Below are 14,578 nucleotides of genomic sequence, written 5' to 3' on the forward strand. Positions count from 1 at the left end.
CGCCCCTTCCCCGGCCATGCCACCCATCATCCCGCTGCTCACCCTCGCCGCCCTCGCGGCCGGCTGGGGCATGCGGCTGATGGACCCGATCCTGCCCGGCCTGGCGCGCGACTTCGGCGTCACGGTGTCCGAGATGGCGCCGGTCGTCGCGGGCTTCGCGCTAGCCTATGGCGGCGGGCAACTTCTGGTCGGCTGGCTCGGCGACCGGCTCGGGGCGCTGCGGGTGCTCGTCACCGCGCTCTTCCTCTACGGCGCGGTGACGGCGCTGACGGTCTTCGCCTCCTCCCTCGTCGGCATGACGGCCTTCCGCACGGCGACGGGCCTCGTCGGCGGCGCGGTGATGCCGCTCGTCCTCGCCTATCTCGGCGCCACGACACCCTACGAGGAGCGGCAAACGACCATCTCGCGGGTCCTGACCGGCGTCGTCCTCGCACAGCTCCTCTCGGGCCCGGTCTCCGGCCTCATCGCGCAGACAACGGGGTGGCAAGGTGTGTTCCTCCTCGCGGGCTTCGGGGCGCTGCTGACGGCGGCGGTGCTCGCCTGGCGGGTCCGGGTCCTCGCGCTCCCGACCGGCCCCGACCCGGCGGCGCGGGCGCCGGGGTTCCGGAACTTCCTGCTGCTGCTGTCGCGCCCGGGGCCGCGTCGGCTCATGCTCGCGACGGCCGGGGACGGCGTCTTCCTCTTCGGCGGGGGCTTTCCCTTCGTCGGATCCTACCTGATCGAGGAATTCCACCTCTCCCCCGGCGGGGCCGGCCTCGTCGTCGCAGGCTTCGGCCTTGGCTCCCTCGCCTACACGCGCCTGGCCCACCGGCTGGTCGCGCGCCTGGGCGAGCAGGGCCTGCTCACCGCCGGCGCCTCCACACTGGCGGTGGCCTTCGCCGCCGTGGCGGTCGCGCGGGACTGGTGGTGGGTGGCACCCGCCCAGGTCACCTTCGGGCTCGGCTTCTTCATGCTGCACGGAGTCCTGCAGGCCCGCGCGACCGAGGCCCTGCCCGAGGCCCGCGCGACGAGCGTCGCGGGCTTCGCCATGGCCCTCTTCCTCGGCCAATGCGTCGGCAGCCTGATCTTCGGGGCGATCATCGGGGCGGCGGGATACCGCTGGTCCTTCATCGGCGCGGGAATCGGGATCCTGGCGCTCGGCGCGTGGCTGCGGGCCGACCGGGGGTGAGGCCGGGCCGCGTCGGGCGGGGTCTTTGGTGTCGGGGATCAGGCGGCGCCGAGGCTGGCTTCGCCCCCGGTCCCCGGACCGTTGCCCCGAGGGCCGGGCGCCCCGCTCCGGGCGGTCCCGCCCTGGACCCGCTGCAGGCCGACTGCGTCGGGATCACCGGGTCTGGGCTCCTGGATGAAGAGCAGATTCGCCGCTTCGAGCGATTCCGCCCTGCGCGGACCCGCTCTAGTCGGCACTCCCCGATGCCATGAGGCCTTCGACGAGGGCGCGGAGGATCCCGACGGCATCCGCGACCCGCTCCAGGGCCAGCGGCCGGCCGGCGGGATCACCGCCGGTCGAGAGCGACGCCCGGTCCTGCGCCAGCTCCCGGGCCGAGAGCCGTCCGTCCCCGTCGTAGTCCAGGCTCTCCACCAGAACGCGCGCCGCGGCCAGCCCGCCGAGCGCCCCGGCGCCGCCCACCAGCCCGAGCGAGCCGGCCGTTCCCTCCTGGCTCGCGGCGACGACCCAGGCGAAGCCCCGGACCATCCGCGCGACCTCCGCGACGCTGAGCAGGCCGTCGCCGGATACGTCCCCCGCGCGGATCGCCGCCTCGGCGCAGGCCTGCATCGGGCCGTGGGCGCAGGCCGCCTCCAGCGCCTCGAGCCCGCCGAGCATGGCCAGCCCTTCCCCGTGCAGGATGGCGAGGTTCGGCGGCGGCACGGCGCAGCGGTGCCAGCGGGTGACCGGCGCGTCGCCCGGCAGCCGGTCGTCGCGCACCTTGTTGGACGGCTCGGCCGTGTCCAGCGCCCCGGCGTCGCCCCGCAGCACGATCCGGGGGCCTCCGCGCCCCGACCCGTGCCGACCATCCAGTCCCCCTCCCGGCGGGTGGCGGTGAAGCGGAGCAGCCGCGCGCCGCCATCCCCCGGGATGCGCACGACGGCGCGGGCGGAGAGCGCGAGCATCGCGCCGGGGTTCCCGCACTCGCCGGTGAACCAGGCGCCGCGCAGCGCCTCGGGGACAGGCAGCGCGATGTCTTGCGCGGTCGCCGGCGCGATGCCGAGCAAGACCGCGGCGAGCAGGGCCGCCGCGACGACGGCACGCGACCGGCGGCGAAGGATCGGGGGAGGGATCGGATCATGGCAGCGCGACCTCCGTGCCCGCGCAGAGGTCAAAGGGTTCCCGCACGACCTCCCGCCCGTCGCGGAAGATCGCGGTCAGGCGAACGTTGCAGGCGCCTGGCTCGGGCGGCGCGAGGTCCAGCGTCTCGTTCACGCCGAGCACGGTCGCGCCGAGGCGGTCGGCGCCGCGCGGTCCGCTGCGGGAATGGCCGGCAGGGCCGCCCGGGGGATCGAGGTAGAGCTCGACCAGCGGCACGCGCGCGGCGTTGCGCAGGCGCACGGCGCCGGGCGTCGGGCCCTCCGGCCGTTCCGCCTCGCCCTCGTCCAGGCGGGCAGCGAGGGTCCAGCCCGCACGCACGACGACGGTCGGGCCGGCGCAGACGTCGATCTCCCGCCGCTCCTCCGCCGCGCCGTTGGGGAATACGACGCGGATGTCCACGCTGCATTCGACCGCGACGTTCAGCGTTTCCCGCGCGCCGCGGGCCAGGCCGCCGGGCAGGCGTTCCGGCCCCCACTCGCCGTCGGTGGAGGAGGAGACGTAGATCTCCTCCAGCATCGCGCCGTGGCGGTTTACCAGCGTGACCGGGCGCTGCACGGGGCGCGGGATGCCCGAGCCGTCGAAGACGATCGTGCCCTCCCGGCACAGGTCGTGGCCGCGCTTCTCCTCCGCCCGCCCGTCGGCATAGGTGGCGCGGAGGTCGGCGGCGCAGGCGGGCAGGCGCAGCCGCAGCCGGAACCGGGCGCCATCCGCGAGCGTCGCCTCGTTCAGGCGGTCGGGGCCCCAGGCCTCCGAACGGGTGTTCCCGGTGGGCGCGCGTCCCGCGGGGACGGCATTGAGCGCGACCATCGGACGCCCCGCACGGTTGATCACCCCTGCCTCCCGCCAGGGCACGGCCGGGTCGGCGAGGGTGAGGCGGGTGTTGCGGCAGAGGTCGAGGTTCTGCCGAGAGACCTCCGACCCGTCCTCGATCACGGCGACGACGTCGAAGACGCAGTCCCGGGTGCGCCCCAGGCGCAGGCGGAAGGAACGGCCGGGCGCGATCACCTCCGCCCCCAGGCGGTCCGGGCCGCGCCCCGAGGGGGAGACCGCGGCGCCGGGCGGGGTGACGTAGAGTTCGCGCACCGTCATGTCCGTGTCGTTCACCACCGTCGCCTCCCGCAGCGGGAGGGAGGGGTCGCCGAAAGTCACGCGCGGGTTGCGGCAGAGGTCGAGGTTCCGGCGCTCCTGCACCGATTCGTCGGCCATGACCGCGCGGAGGTTGAAGACGCAGGGCTGGCTGCGGCCGAGCCGGATGCGGAAGCTCCCCCCGGCGGCAGCGTGTCCGCGCCGAGCCGGTCGGGGCCCGGGTCGGGCTGCCCGGCCGGCGCGAGGTAGAGTTCGCGGATCGCGAGGCCGAGTTCGTTGACGACCGTCGCCTCGCGCTCCGCGGGGGTGCGCGGTGCCTCGGCACGCGGCGATTCAGCGCGCGGGGTTTCGGGTCGAGGCGACTCAGGCCGGGGCGATTCGGAGCGGGGCGATTCGGGCCGGGCAGGATCGGGGCGCGGCTGGGCCAGCCCTGCGGCGGGAAGCAGGAGGCAGAGCCCGAGACCCCAGAGGACGGCGCGCATGGCGGGTTCCGGTCGCAGGGCCAGCGGATGGCGGGGGACCCGTCCGGTGGCGTGCTGCGCCGCAAGATATCGGCGCGATTGCCACAGGGCCATGACCCAAAAGACACAGTCGGCCGATGTTTCCGAAGACACGCCTGCATCGCATCGTGCCGTTGCGCGTCTGCGCTCCGCGGGTAAGGTCCGGGGCAAGAGGGCGAGACGCCCCCTGAGGAGACGCCGATGATCGAACGCCGCCACCTGCTGCGGGGCGCCGCTGCCCTGCCGTTCCTGCCGGCCGCCGCGCGCGCGCAGGCGCAACAGCAGCGCTACGCCTCGCTCAACATGTTCATCCCCGCCGGCCCAGGCGGCGGCTGGGACGGGCTGGGCCGCGCGATCGAGCAGGTGGCACGCCAGACCGGTATGGTCGGTTCCATGCAGTTCGAGAATGTCGGCGGCGCCGGCGGCGTCGTGGGCCTGCCGCGCTTCATCCAGCAGCGCCGCGGACGCCCCGACGCGCTGATGGTGGCGGGCGCGGTGATGGTGGGGTCCACGCTCACGAACCGCTCGCCGGTCGGCATGAAGGACATCACGCCGTTGGCGCGGATGACGGACGAGGTCGCCGTCATCGTCGTGCCGGCCAATTCCGAGTATCGCGACATCCGCGGGCTGCTCGACGCGCTGAAGGCCAATCCGGGCGCGGTCGCGGTCGGCGGCGGTTCGGCCGGCGGCGTGGACCACATCCTGCTGGGGCAGATGCTGAAGGCGCTGGGACGCAACGCGCGGGAGGCCTCCTACGTCGCCTTCGCCGGCGGCGGGCCCGCCCAGGCCGCGATTCTCGGCGGGCAGGTGAAGGCCGGGATCTCCGGGCTGTCGGAGTTCTCCGAGCAGATCAAGGCGGGGCGCATGCGGGCGCTGGCGACCTCCGGTGCCGCACGGTCCGAGGCCGACATCCCCACGCTGAAGGAGAGCGGCCTCGACATCACCAGCGGCAACTGGCGCGGCGTCTTCGGCCCTCCGGGTCTCTCGGCCGACGCACGGCAGAAGCACATCGAGTTCCTGACGGCGCTGCACGCGATGCCGCAATGGCGGGAGTTGCTGCAGACCCGCGGCTGGGACGACGCCTTCATGGCCGGCGACGAGTTCGTCACCTTCATCCGCCGCGACGAGGAAGCGACGGGCGCGGTGCTGCGGGACATCGGGCTGGCCTGAGGTCACCCCGGGCGCGTGGCGGTCCGCTACGCGTCCGGCCCGGGCTCAGCGCACCGACAGGTCGGTCAGCCCGCAGGTGTTGACGCCCCGCCGTTCCTGCGACGTGCCGTCGGCGAAGACGACGCGTATGTCGTTCACGCACTGCCCCATCGGCAGCCGCACGACGAGCCGCGCGCCCGGCCCCATCACGTCCTGTCCCAGCCGGTCCGCGCCCCAGCCTGAATCCTGGGAGGAGGAGACATAGACCTCCCGCACCGTGCGCCCGCCGCCGTTGTTCAGGCGGAAGGACGGGTCGGCGCCGGCGGCCTGCGACGGTGCGGCGGCCTGCGGGACGCCCGCCGCGGAGGCCTCCCGCTGGCGCTGCCACTGCAGCTGCTGTGCGTGGCGCTGCAGCATGTGCTCGTTCACGGTCCCCATGAACGACCCTTGCGGGTTGTTCCAGGTCGTCCCGCCCGGGCCGTTGGGAAGCCAATACTGCTGCGCCATCGCGGGCGTCGCGAGCAGCAGGGTGGAGAGGGCGAGCAGCGTGCGGTGCATGGCGTGTCCTGGCATCCGGGTCGGGGCGCGCCTGATGCCCCGGCCGGCGCCCCGGCGCAGCATCCATCCGGGTCGCGTTCGTCACGCCGGCTGGTGGCGCGGCGGGCCGTCCCATGCCAAGCCTACCGGGACGAGTCGGGAGGATACGGCCGTTGAGCGATGACCCCTTGCCCGATGCGGGCCCCGTGGCACCGGCGACCCCGCGGGCGGACCTGGCCGTCGGCGGCTTCGTCACCTTCCTCGGCGCACTGACCCTCTACGGCGCCTACGCGGTGCCGGCCTCGCCGCTCTACGCGCAGGTCGGGGCGACGGCGATCCCGATCGTGGTCGGCGTCTTCCTCGTCGTCATCGGCGTGCTGCTCTCCCTCGTCGGCCTGCGCGGCGGATGGTCGCACGGACTGGAGGAGCTGATCGACGCCCCGCCGGTGAACTGGCGGTCGCTCGCGATCATCTTCGCAGCCCTTCTCGTGCAGCTCGCGCTGATCGAATGGCTCGGCTTCGTCATCGCCGCGACGATCCAGTACGTGTTGGTCTGCGCTGCCTTCGGGTCGCGCCACCCGCTGCGGGACCTGCTGATCGGGGCGGTCGTCTGCCTCGCCGCCTATCTCGGCTTCGACCGGCTGCTCGGCGTGAACATCGGCGCGGGCATCCTCGAGGGGATCATCTGATGGACCCGATCGCCGGTCTCACCCTCGGCTTCGCCAACGCGCTGACGGTCACGAATCTCGGCTGGGCGCTGCTCGGCTGCTTCCTCGGTACCGCGATCGGCGTGCTGCCGGGCATCGGGCCCGCGCTGACCATTGCGCTGCTGCTGCCCATCACCTTCAAGGTGGAGGCCACCGGCGCCTTCATCCTGTTCTGCGGCGTCTTCTACGGCGCGATGTACGGGGGATCCACGACCTCCATCCTGCTGAACACGCCCGGCGAGTCCGGCTCGATCATCACGAGCCTTGAGGGTTCGAAGATGGCGAAGAACGGGCGCGCGGGCCCCGCGCTCTTCACCGCGGCCGTCGGGTCCTTCGTGGCGGGCACGATCGGGACGCTCGGCATCTCCTTCCTCGGGCCCGTCGTCGTGGAATACGCGCTGCTGCTGGGGCCGGCGGAATACTTCTCCCTCATGGTGCTGTGCTTCATCACCGTCTCCGCCGTGCTCGGCGGCTCCGCGCTGCGGGGGCTGGCGTCGCTCGGTTTCGGGCTGATGCTCGGGCTGATCGGCATCGACCTGCAGACGGGCCAGCCGCGCCTGACCTTCGGCATCCCCGAACTGCTGGACGGCGTGAACGTCGTCCTCGTCGCCGTCGCGCTCTTCGCAGTGGGCGAGACGCTCTACCTCGCCTGGCGCCACGTCGAGGGCGGCCAGGTCGTGCTGCCCGTCGGCCGCCTGTGGATGAGCGGGAGCGACTGGAAGCGCAGCATCGGACCGTGGCTCCGCGGCTCGCTGCTCGGCTTCCCCTTCGGCGTGATGCCCGCGGGCGGCACCGAGATGCCGACCATGCTGTCCTACTTCGCCGAGCGGAAACTCGCCTCGCCTGAAGCGAAGAAGGAGTTCGGCACGACCGGCGCGATCGAGGGCGTGGCGGGGCCGGAGGCCGCGAACAACGCCGCGGCCGCGGGAATCCTCGTGCCCATGCTGACGCTGGGCCTGCCGACCTCCGCGACCGCCGCCATCATGCTGAGCGCCTTTCAGTCCTACGGCATCCAGCCCGGGCCGCTGCTCTTCACGCAACAGGCCGCGCTGGTCTGGACGCTCATCGCATCCCTCTACGTCGCCAACGTCATGCTGGTGGTCCTGAACCTGCCGCTGGTGGGCCTGTGGGCGAAGATCCTCAAGATCCCGACGCCGCAGCTCTATGGCGGAATCCTCGTCTTCGCGACGATCGGGACCTACGGCATCAGCAATTCGGTCGTGGATCTGGTGCTGCTCTACGGCATCGGGATCATCGCGATGTTCATGCGGCGCTTCGACTTCCCGACGGCGCCGGTGGTCATCGGGATGATCCTGGGGCCCATGGCGGAACAGGCGCTGCGGCAGGCCATGACGATCAGCCAGGGCGACTGGACGACGTTCCTGACCCGGCCGATCTCCGCGTCGATCCTGGCGGTCGCAGTGATCGCACTGGCGGGGCCGTGGATCTGGGCGGCGGTGCGCCGCCGTCGCGCTGCCTGATCGACGCTGCCTCACGCGGCGATAGATGGAATTAATGTAACCGTCGGTTGAGAAGCCGGACAGATTCCGGGCAGAAACGATCCGGTCCCGACAGGTTTGGGCCGGATATCTGACCGGAGCGCACTGATGGCCTTCTCTCCCACCCCGACGACCGGGGCTGACCTCATCAACTCCGACGATGCGGGCGACGTGATCGACGCCCTCGGCGGGAACGATACGGTTTTCGGCGGCGGCGGCGCGGACACCATCCTCGGCGGGTTCGGGGATGATTCGCTCGATGGCGGGGCGGGATCCGACTCGCTCGACGGCGAGGGCGGACAGGACACGCTGCTCGGCGGCAGCGAAGGGGACCTGCTGCGGGGGGCGCGGACGACGACACCCTCCGCGGCGGCACCGGCTTCGACCTGCTGAACGGCGGGGCCGGGGCCGACCTGCTGGACGGCGAGGCGGATGGCGCCCTCGCCGACTACCGCGACGGCGCGACGGGCGTGAACGTCAGCCTCGCCACAGGCTCCGGGAGCGGGGGCGAGGCGGAGGGCGACACGCTCGTCGGCGTCGTCGGCGTCTTCGGGACGGCCTTCGACGACACGCTCGAGGGCTGGAGCGGCGCGGACTCGCTCTACGGCGGCGCCGGGTCGGATCTCCTCGTGGGCAGTGCGGGGGCCGACTTCCTCCTCGGCGATGTCGGCCTCGATACCGTGGACTACGGCGCGAGCGCGGCGGGCGTCACGGTGGACCTCGGCGCCACGGGCCCTTCCTCGGGCGGCGACGCGGAGGGCGACGTCATCATCGCGGTCGAGGTCGCCTTGGGCTCCGCCTTCGCGGACACGCTGACCGCGAGCGACTTCGGCAGCCAGCTCGTCGGCGGCGAGGGCGACGACACGGTCGTGGCCGGCGCGGGGGCGACACGCTCCTCGGCGGCGACGGGGTGGACCTGCTCGACTACAGCGGGGCGCGGTTCGCGGGCGTCGCGGTGAACCTGCAGAAGGACAGCGGTGCCGGCGGCATCGCGCGGCGGGACATCCTCATCGGCTTCGAGCAGGTCCGCGGCGGCGAGATGGGCGACCTGCTCGTCGGCGGGTCGCGTGCGGAAACACTCTTCGGCGCTGCGGGCGACGACGCGATCGACGGCGGCGACGGCGCGGATTCGCTCCTCGGCGAAGACGGGGCGGACCGGATCCGCGGCAGCGGCGGCGCCGACGTCCTTGAGGGCGGCGAGGGGAACGACGTGCTCGACGGCGGGGCGGATGCCGACATGCTCAGCGGCGGCCTCGGCGACGACACGCTCCGCGGTGACGACGCGGACACGCTCGACGGCGGGGATGGCGACGACGTCATCGTCATCACGGCTGGCGCCGTCGGCGGCGCCGTCGGCCCGGTGACCGGCGGCGACGGGGCGGACACGATCATCGGCAGCGACAGCGGCCGCGCCCTCGACGGCAACGCGGGGGACGACGTGATCCGCGGCGGGGGGCTCCGACCTCCTGCGCGGCGGCGCCGGCGCGGACGTCATGGATGGTGGGGGCGGGGAGGACTTCCTGTCCTACTCCGACGCGCTCGCGGGCATCGCGGTGAACCTCGCCGCGGGGCGCGGAACAGCGGGCGACGCCGCAGGCGACCGGTTCCGCAGCGTGGACGGCGTCTTCGGCTCGCTCCTCGGCGACACGATCTACGGCTCCTCGGGCGCGGACTTCCTCTACGGCGACTCCGGCGACGACTTCCTCTCCGGCGGTGCGGGCGCCGACGTCCTCATCGGTAGCGACGGGCAGGACACCGCGGACTACCGGTCGAGCTCGGCGGGCATCAGGATCGACCTGCGGAACACGGGAGCCCAGTCGGGCGGCGACGCCGAGGGCGACGCCCTCACCGCGATCGAGAACATCATCGGCTCCGCCTTCGCCGACGACCTGACCGCCAGCTTCGCCGGCGGCCGGCTCGACGGACGCGACGGCGACGACGTGCTGCGTGCCGGCGGCGGCGTCGACGTCCTGGTTGGCGGCGGCGGCATCGACCTCGTCCACTACGCCGCCGCGCGGTTCGAAGGCGTGACGGTGGACCTCGCGCGCGGAATCGGCCGCGGCGGGGTTGCCGAGGGCGACCGGTATTCCGGCATCGAGCAGGTGGTGGGCGGCCAGGTTGCCGACGTGCTGACCGGCGGCTCGGCCGCCGAGACGCTCGACGGTGCCGAGGGCGACGACCGCCTGAACGGCGGCGGCGGGGCGGACGTGCTCATCGGCGGGCTCGGGGCGGACGCGCTGACCGGCGGCGGCGGTGCCGACCGCTTCGTCTGGACGGAGGTGGCCGAGGGCAGCCCGGCCGCGCGCGACCTCGTCACGGACTTCGACGGTGCCGCCGGCGATCGCCTCGATCTCTCGGCCTTCGGGGCGGTCTATGTCGGGACGGGAGCCCTTCCGGGTGGTGGTCAAGCGGCGGTGTCCTGGTCGTCCAACGCGAACGGCACGACGCTCGTGCGGCTGGACGCGGACGGGGACGGGACGCTGGACCTTGCGTTCAACCTCAAGGGCGTGGCCAGCCTCTCGGCCGGTGACTTCATCCTGTAGCGGGGAACGCCGACCCGGCCCTGCCGGACTTCCCCTGGCGCGTGGCGGCCAGCGCCGCCCCGCAGACGGCCGGTGCGCCATGCGGCGCGCCGGCCGACACAAGCTCGTCATGTGCAAGGCGGCGCGGTGATCCGATAGGCTCGAGTCCCGGGCCGGTCGGCGGACCGCCTCAGCCGCCGCGGTCGGGGAGCACGGCACATGGTCGGGATCTTTCGCTACACGATCGGGGCCGGCTACGACCCCGCGAACAGCGCCGACTTCCTCGTCGCGTCCAGCGGGACGCCGCTGACGGGTACGATCCGGCCGGACGATCGCGTGCAGGCCGGCCCCGGCGGGTCCATCCCGGTCTTCGACCAGCCCGGCATGGCCTTCCGGCTCCTGCGGGAGGACGGGACGGAGCTGACGGGCGGGCTGACGACGGCTACGGGTGGCACGTTCGACAGCACCACCTCGGGGGGCGTGCTGTTCGACGTGTCCGGCACCTCGGGGGATTCCCTCCTCCGCGGCACATGGTTCGCCGACACGCTGATCGGCGGATCGGGCGATGACTCGATTTCGGGCAGCCGCGGCGCCGACCTGCTGTCGGGCGGCGCCGGCAACGACACGATCGACGCCTTCGGACGCGGCACGGACACCCTCGACGGCGGGGAAGGGTCCGACACGCTGGTGCTGACCTTGCAGGCCTTCTTCGAGGTGGATCTCGTGACCGGGGTCGCCCGCGTGGACGGCGAGGCCCACGTCATCTCGGGCTTCGAGAACGTCGTCGGGGCCAGCGCCGGCAACAGCTACGTCGCGAGCACCGCCGCGAACCGGTTGGAGGGCAGCACGGGCACCGACCTCGTGTCCTACGCCGCGTCCGACGCGGCGATCATCGTCTTCTTCGGCGACGAGCCGCAGGAGGGCGGCTTCGCGGAGGGCGACGTCCTCATCGCGATCGAGAACCTCACCGGAACGCCCTTCAACGACGTCATCTTCGCGGACGAGGCGGCGAACGTGCTGACCGGCGGCGGCGGGGACGACCGGCTTTCGGGAGAGGGCGGGAACGACTCGCTGGCCGGCGGGGCCGGGCGCGACGACCTCGTGGGCGGGGCGGGGGAGGACACGCTGCGCGGCGGGGACGGGGACGACTTCCTCCTCGGCGCGGCCGGCTTCGACGTGCTGGAGGGCGGCGCGGGGGCCGACCGGATCCTCGGCGGGGCGGACGGAGATACCGCGTCCTACGAGGGATCGGTGCGGGCGGTGATCGTCAGCCTCCTCACCGGGACTGGGACCGCCGGAGACGCGGTGGGCGACACGCTGGCGGGCGTGGAGTCGCTGATCGGCTCCGGCCGGTCGGACCGGCTGGAGGGCAATGGCGGGCAGAACACGCTGACCGGCGGGTCAGGCAACGACACGCTGGTCGGCGGGGCGGGCTCCGACGCGCTTTATGGCGGCGACGGCTGGGACACGGCGGATTACGGCGGCAGCGCCGCCGGCGTCGTCATCGAGTTCGGGGCCCAGCAGGACGGCGACGGATCCGCCGACTTCTTCGACAGCATCGAGCAGGTTCGCGGCTCGGCCTTCGCGGACTCGATGCTTGCGGACGCGACGCGCACGCTCTTCGACGGGCGCGGCGGCGACGACACGCTGACGGGCGGTGCGGGGAACGACACGCTCGCCGGCGGCACCGGCGCGGACCTCCTCGACGGTGCGGGGGGCGTGGACACGGCGGACTACCGGGGCGCTGCGTCCGGGATCGCGGTGGACCTCATCCTCGGCCGCGGCTCCGAGGGGGAGGCTACGGGCGACACGGTCCTCGGCTTCGAATCCGTGCTGGCTTCGGCCTTCGCCGATACGATCTCGGGGTCGAACGGGGGCAACCGGCTCGATGGCGGCGGCGGGGCGGACGTCGTGGACGGGCGGGACGGGAACGACGTCCTGAACGGCGGCGCGGGCGGCGATACCCTCGTCGGCGGAAACGGCGGCGACAGGCTGCTCGGCGGGACGGGGGACGATTCCCTCAACGGCCAGGCCGGGCGCGACGTGCTGGACGGCGGCGCCGGCGCCGACACGATGCGCGGCGGCCTCGGGGCCGACATCCTGTTCGGCGGCGCCGGGGCCGACCTGTTCGTCTGGGCCTCGACCTTCGACTCCGCCCCGGCCGAGCGGGACGTGATCCGCGACTTCGACGGGGCTTCGGGGGACCGGCTGGACTTCCGCGAATACGACGTGTCGTTCGGCGGCAACGGCCCCGTCCCTGGTGGCGGGATACCGACCGTGTCCTGGGTGGCGCGGGCCGGCGGCGTGGCCGTTTCCCTCGACGCCGACGGGAACGGGACGGCCGAGCTGGTCGTCGTCCTGGCGGGCATCACGAGCCTCTCCGCCTCCGACGTCCTGCTCTGAGCGGCGGCGCCGGGCGCGATTTCGCCATCCTTCCGTGACACGGTGCGTCCGTGCCCCACGAATCCGTCCTCCTCCGGCGCGCCGCCTTCGCCGCGCTTTGCTTGCTCGTCTGCCTCGGCCTGTGGGCGCTGCTCTGGCGCGTCGTCGCGCCCGGCGGCTGGACGGGGTGGGAGATGGCGATCGCGGCCGCCTACCTCGTCACCCTGCCCTGGACGGCGATTTGCGTGGGCAACGCGGTGCTCGGCCTCGTCATCCTGCTCGCGAAGGAGGACGCGCCGGCCTTCCTCGTCCCGCAGGTCGCGACACCTCCGGCCGGGCCGCGCCTCCGGACCGGCATCCTCGTCTGCGTCCGCAACGAGGACATGGCGGCCGTCCTGCCGCCCCTCGCGCGCCTGCTCGACGGGCTGGAGGCGACGGGCGCGGGGGGAGCTTTGTCCTTTGCTTCCTCTCCGACACGCGCGACCCGGTCCTCGCGGCCGCGGAGGACGCGGCCATCGCGGCCTTCGCCGCCGCCCGCGCCGGCGCGGGCCGCATCCCCGTCCGCCTGCGCCGCCGGACCGACAATGCGGGCTTCAAGGCCGGGAACGTGATGGAGTTCCTGGACCACCACGCGGCGGGGCTGGACCTCGCCGTCATGCTCGATGCGGATTCGGAGATGTCGGCGGCCGCGGTCCTGCGCCTCGTCGCGGGGATGGAGGCCGATCCGCGCCTGGCGCTCATCCAGCAGCTCATCGTCGGGCGGCCCGCGCCGCGCGCCTTCCCCCGACTGTTCCAGTTCGGCATGCGCGCGGGGATGCGGACCTGGGCGACGGGGCAGGGCTGGTGGCAACTCGATGACGGCCCCTACTGGGGCCACAACGCCGTCTTCCGCATCGCGCCTTTCCGCGCGCACGCCCGCCTGGCGCCGCTGCCCGACGGCTCCCCCATCCTGTCGCACGACATGGTCGAGGCGGTGCGGCTGCGCGCCGCTGGCTGGAAGGTGCGCTGCCTGCCGGCCGAGGACGGGTCGCTGGAAGGCAATCCGCCGGCCCTGCCGGAGTTCCTCGCGCGCGACGTGCGCTGGGGCGCGGGCAACATGCAGTACCGCCACCTGCTGTTCGGGCCCGGCCTGCACGCGATGGGCCGCTGGCAGCTGGCGCAGGCGATCCTGCTGTTCCTCTGCGCGCCGCTCTGGGTCGTGATGCTCGTCGCGGCGGTCGCCAACGCGGTGACGGGCGGCGGGGCGGCGACACCGATGGGCGCCCTGGCCGCGCTGCTGTTCCTCACCTGGGCCTGCAACGCGGCGCCGAAGCTCTGTGGCTATGCCGAGGTGCTGGCGAAGCCTGGCCTCGCGGCGCGCTACAGCGGCCGGGCGGCCTTCCTCCGTGGCGCGGCGGCGGAGGTCGCCTTCAGCCTCCTCGCGGAGCCCGTCTCCACCGTGAACAAGGCGATCGCGCTGGCCTTCCTCGCCTTCGGCCGGCGCGCGACCTGGGCGCCGCAGAACCGGGTGGACCGCGGCGTGGCATGGCGCGACGCGGCGCGCCTCCTCTGGCCGCACACGCTGCTCGGCGTGATCTGCCTCTTCGCCCTGATGTCGGTGTCGGCGGCCGCGGCGCTGCTGTCCCTGCCCTTCCTTGCGGGGCTGGCGCTGGCCGTGCCGCTCTGCGTCGTCACGGCCGCGCCGGGTTTCTCGGCCATGCTGGTCGCGCGCGGGATCGCCGCGACGCCGGAAGAGGTCGGGGCTGGCTCACGGGACGTCGCCGCGCGTCCCGTCGTCGCGTGCCAGGCCGGCGCGCGCCAGCCCTGACGCAAGAGCCACGGCAGTGACCCAATGCCGCCGGCAGGGCGCGGGCGGCAGTGGGTCGAGTTTGACCGGGACGGGGGAGCAGCG

Annotated in this window: 11 protein-coding genes and 4 pseudogenes; 12 read left to right on the plus strand and 3 right to left on the minus strand. The window is 73.6% G+C overall.

The features are described from left to right. The first annotated feature begins 16 nt into the window (after positions 1-16). Positions 17-1,168, plus strand: coding sequence for an MFS transporter (locus ACE7GA_RS09900; protein WP_376098954.1), 1,152 nt, complete (start codon positions 17-19; stop codon positions 1,166-1,168). 225 nt (positions 1,169-1,393) lie between these two features. Here ACE7GA_RS09900 and ACE7GA_RS09905 read toward each other — a convergent pair whose 3' ends face one another. Continuing rightward, positions 1,394-1,975: a hypothetical protein gene (locus ACE7GA_RS09905; RefSeq protein ID WP_376098956.1), complete on the minus strand. Its 582-nt coding sequence runs from the start codon at positions 1,973-1,975 to the stop codon at positions 1,394-1,396. Between the two features lie 306 nt (positions 1,976-2,281). Next, positions 2,282-3,511, minus strand: coding sequence for a hypothetical protein (locus ACE7GA_RS09910; protein ID WP_376098958.1), 1,230 nt, complete (start codon positions 3,509-3,511; stop codon positions 2,282-2,284). Positions 3,512-4,092: 581 nt separating this feature from the next. Here ACE7GA_RS09910 and ACE7GA_RS09915 point away from each other — a divergent pair. Then, positions 4,093-5,061, plus strand: a complete 969-nt coding sequence (locus ACE7GA_RS09915; RefSeq protein ID WP_376098959.1) for a Bug family tripartite tricarboxylate transporter substrate binding protein — start codon at positions 4,093-4,095, stop codon at positions 5,059-5,061. 45 nt (positions 5,062-5,106) lie between these two features. Here the strand turns inward: ACE7GA_RS09915 and ACE7GA_RS09920 are convergent, their stop codons facing one another. After that, positions 5,107-5,598 (minus strand): hypothetical protein, encoded by a 492-nt coding sequence (locus ACE7GA_RS09920; protein ID WP_376098961.1) that lies wholly within the window; start codon positions 5,596-5,598, stop codon positions 5,107-5,109. A gap of 152 nt (positions 5,599-5,750) precedes the next feature. Between ACE7GA_RS09920 and ACE7GA_RS09925 the strand changes: the two genes are divergently transcribed. From ACE7GA_RS09925 to mdoH, 10 genes and pseudogenes are all read left to right on the plus strand, one after another. Further along, positions 5,751-6,266, plus strand: coding sequence for a tripartite tricarboxylate transporter TctB family protein (locus ACE7GA_RS09925; RefSeq protein ID WP_376098963.1), 516 nt, complete (start codon positions 5,751-5,753; stop codon positions 6,264-6,266). Then, positions 6,266-7,765 carry a tripartite tricarboxylate transporter permease gene (locus ACE7GA_RS09930; RefSeq protein WP_376098965.1) on the plus strand — a complete coding sequence of 500 codons (1,500 nt, stop codon included), beginning with the start codon at positions 6,266-6,268 and terminating at the stop codon, positions 7,763-7,765. The genes ACE7GA_RS09925 and ACE7GA_RS09930 overlap by 1 nt, the downstream gene beginning before the upstream one ends. Before the next feature lie 126 nt (positions 7,766-7,891). Continuing rightward, positions 7,892-8,110 (plus strand): annotated as a pseudogene (locus tag ACE7GA_RS09935) (calcium-binding protein); the annotation flags it as partial. Then, a pseudogene (locus ACE7GA_RS09940) lies at positions 8,056-8,172 on the plus strand (hypothetical protein); the annotation flags it as partial. The pseudogenes ACE7GA_RS09935 and ACE7GA_RS09940, both read left to right, overlap by 55 nt. An 81-nt stretch (positions 8,173-8,253) precedes the next feature. Further along, entirely contained in the window at positions 8,254-8,742 is a 489-nt protein-coding gene (locus tag ACE7GA_RS09945) for a calcium-binding protein (RefSeq protein WP_376098967.1), read from the plus strand. A gap of 80 nt (positions 8,743-8,822) precedes the next feature. Beyond that, positions 8,823-9,041: pseudogene (locus ACE7GA_RS09950) on the plus strand (calcium-binding protein); the annotation flags it as partial. A gap of 202 nt (positions 9,042-9,243) precedes the next feature. Continuing rightward, positions 9,244-9,297, plus strand: a pseudogene (locus ACE7GA_RS09955) (hypothetical protein); the annotation flags it as partial. Beyond that, the gene (locus ACE7GA_RS09960) at positions 9,277-10,326 is read left to right on the plus strand and encodes a calcium-binding protein (protein ID WP_376100197.1); all 1,050 of its coding nucleotides are present in this window, start codon (positions 9,277-9,279) and stop codon (positions 10,324-10,326) included. The pseudogene ACE7GA_RS09955 and the gene ACE7GA_RS09960, both read left to right, overlap by 21 nt. A 198-nt stretch (positions 10,327-10,524) precedes the next feature. Further along, a complete protein-coding gene (locus ACE7GA_RS09965; protein WP_376098969.1) occupies positions 10,525-12,708 on the plus strand; it encodes a M10 family metallopeptidase C-terminal domain-containing protein in 2,184 nt (727 codons plus the stop codon). Positions 12,709-12,874: 166 nt separating this feature from the next. Next, on the plus strand, positions 12,875-14,494 hold the full coding sequence (mdoH, locus tag ACE7GA_RS09970) for a glucans biosynthesis glucosyltransferase MdoH (RefSeq protein ID WP_376098971.1): 1,620 nt from the start codon (positions 12,875-12,877) through the stop codon (positions 14,492-14,494). Positions 14,495-14,578 lie beyond the last annotated feature (84 nt).

It is taken from the genome of Roseomonas sp. CCTCC AB2023176 (assembly GCF_042259275.1).
GTDB lineage: Bacteria > Pseudomonadota > Alphaproteobacteria > Acetobacterales > Acetobacteraceae > Roseomonas.

Bases quoted from the DNA above. Each gene is read 5' to 3' on its own strand.
- ACE7GA_RS09920 (WP_376098961.1), bottom strand. From the start codon at position 5,598: ATGCACCGCACGCTGCTCGCCCTCTCCACCCTGCTGCTCGCGACGCCC.
- ACE7GA_RS09960 (WP_376100197.1), top strand. From the start codon at position 9,277: ATGGATGGTGGGGGCGGGGAGGACTTCCTGTCCTACTCCGACGCGCTC.
- ACE7GA_RS09910 (WP_376098958.1), bottom strand. From the start codon at position 3,511: ATGGCCGACGAATCGGTGCAGGAGCGCCGGAACCTCGACCTCTGCCGC.
- ACE7GA_RS09900 (WP_376098954.1), top strand. From the start codon at position 17: ATGCCACCCATCATCCCGCTGCTCACCCTCGCCGCCCTCGCGGCCGGC.
- ACE7GA_RS09915 (WP_376098959.1), top strand. From the start codon at position 4,093: ATGATCGAACGCCGCCACCTGCTGCGGGGCGCCGCTGCCCTGCCGTTC.
- ACE7GA_RS09965 (WP_376098969.1), top strand. From the start codon at position 10,525: ATGGTCGGGATCTTTCGCTACACGATCGGGGCCGGCTACGACCCCGCG.
- ACE7GA_RS09930 (WP_376098965.1), top strand. From the start codon at position 6,266: ATGGACCCGATCGCCGGTCTCACCCTCGGCTTCGCCAACGCGCTGACG.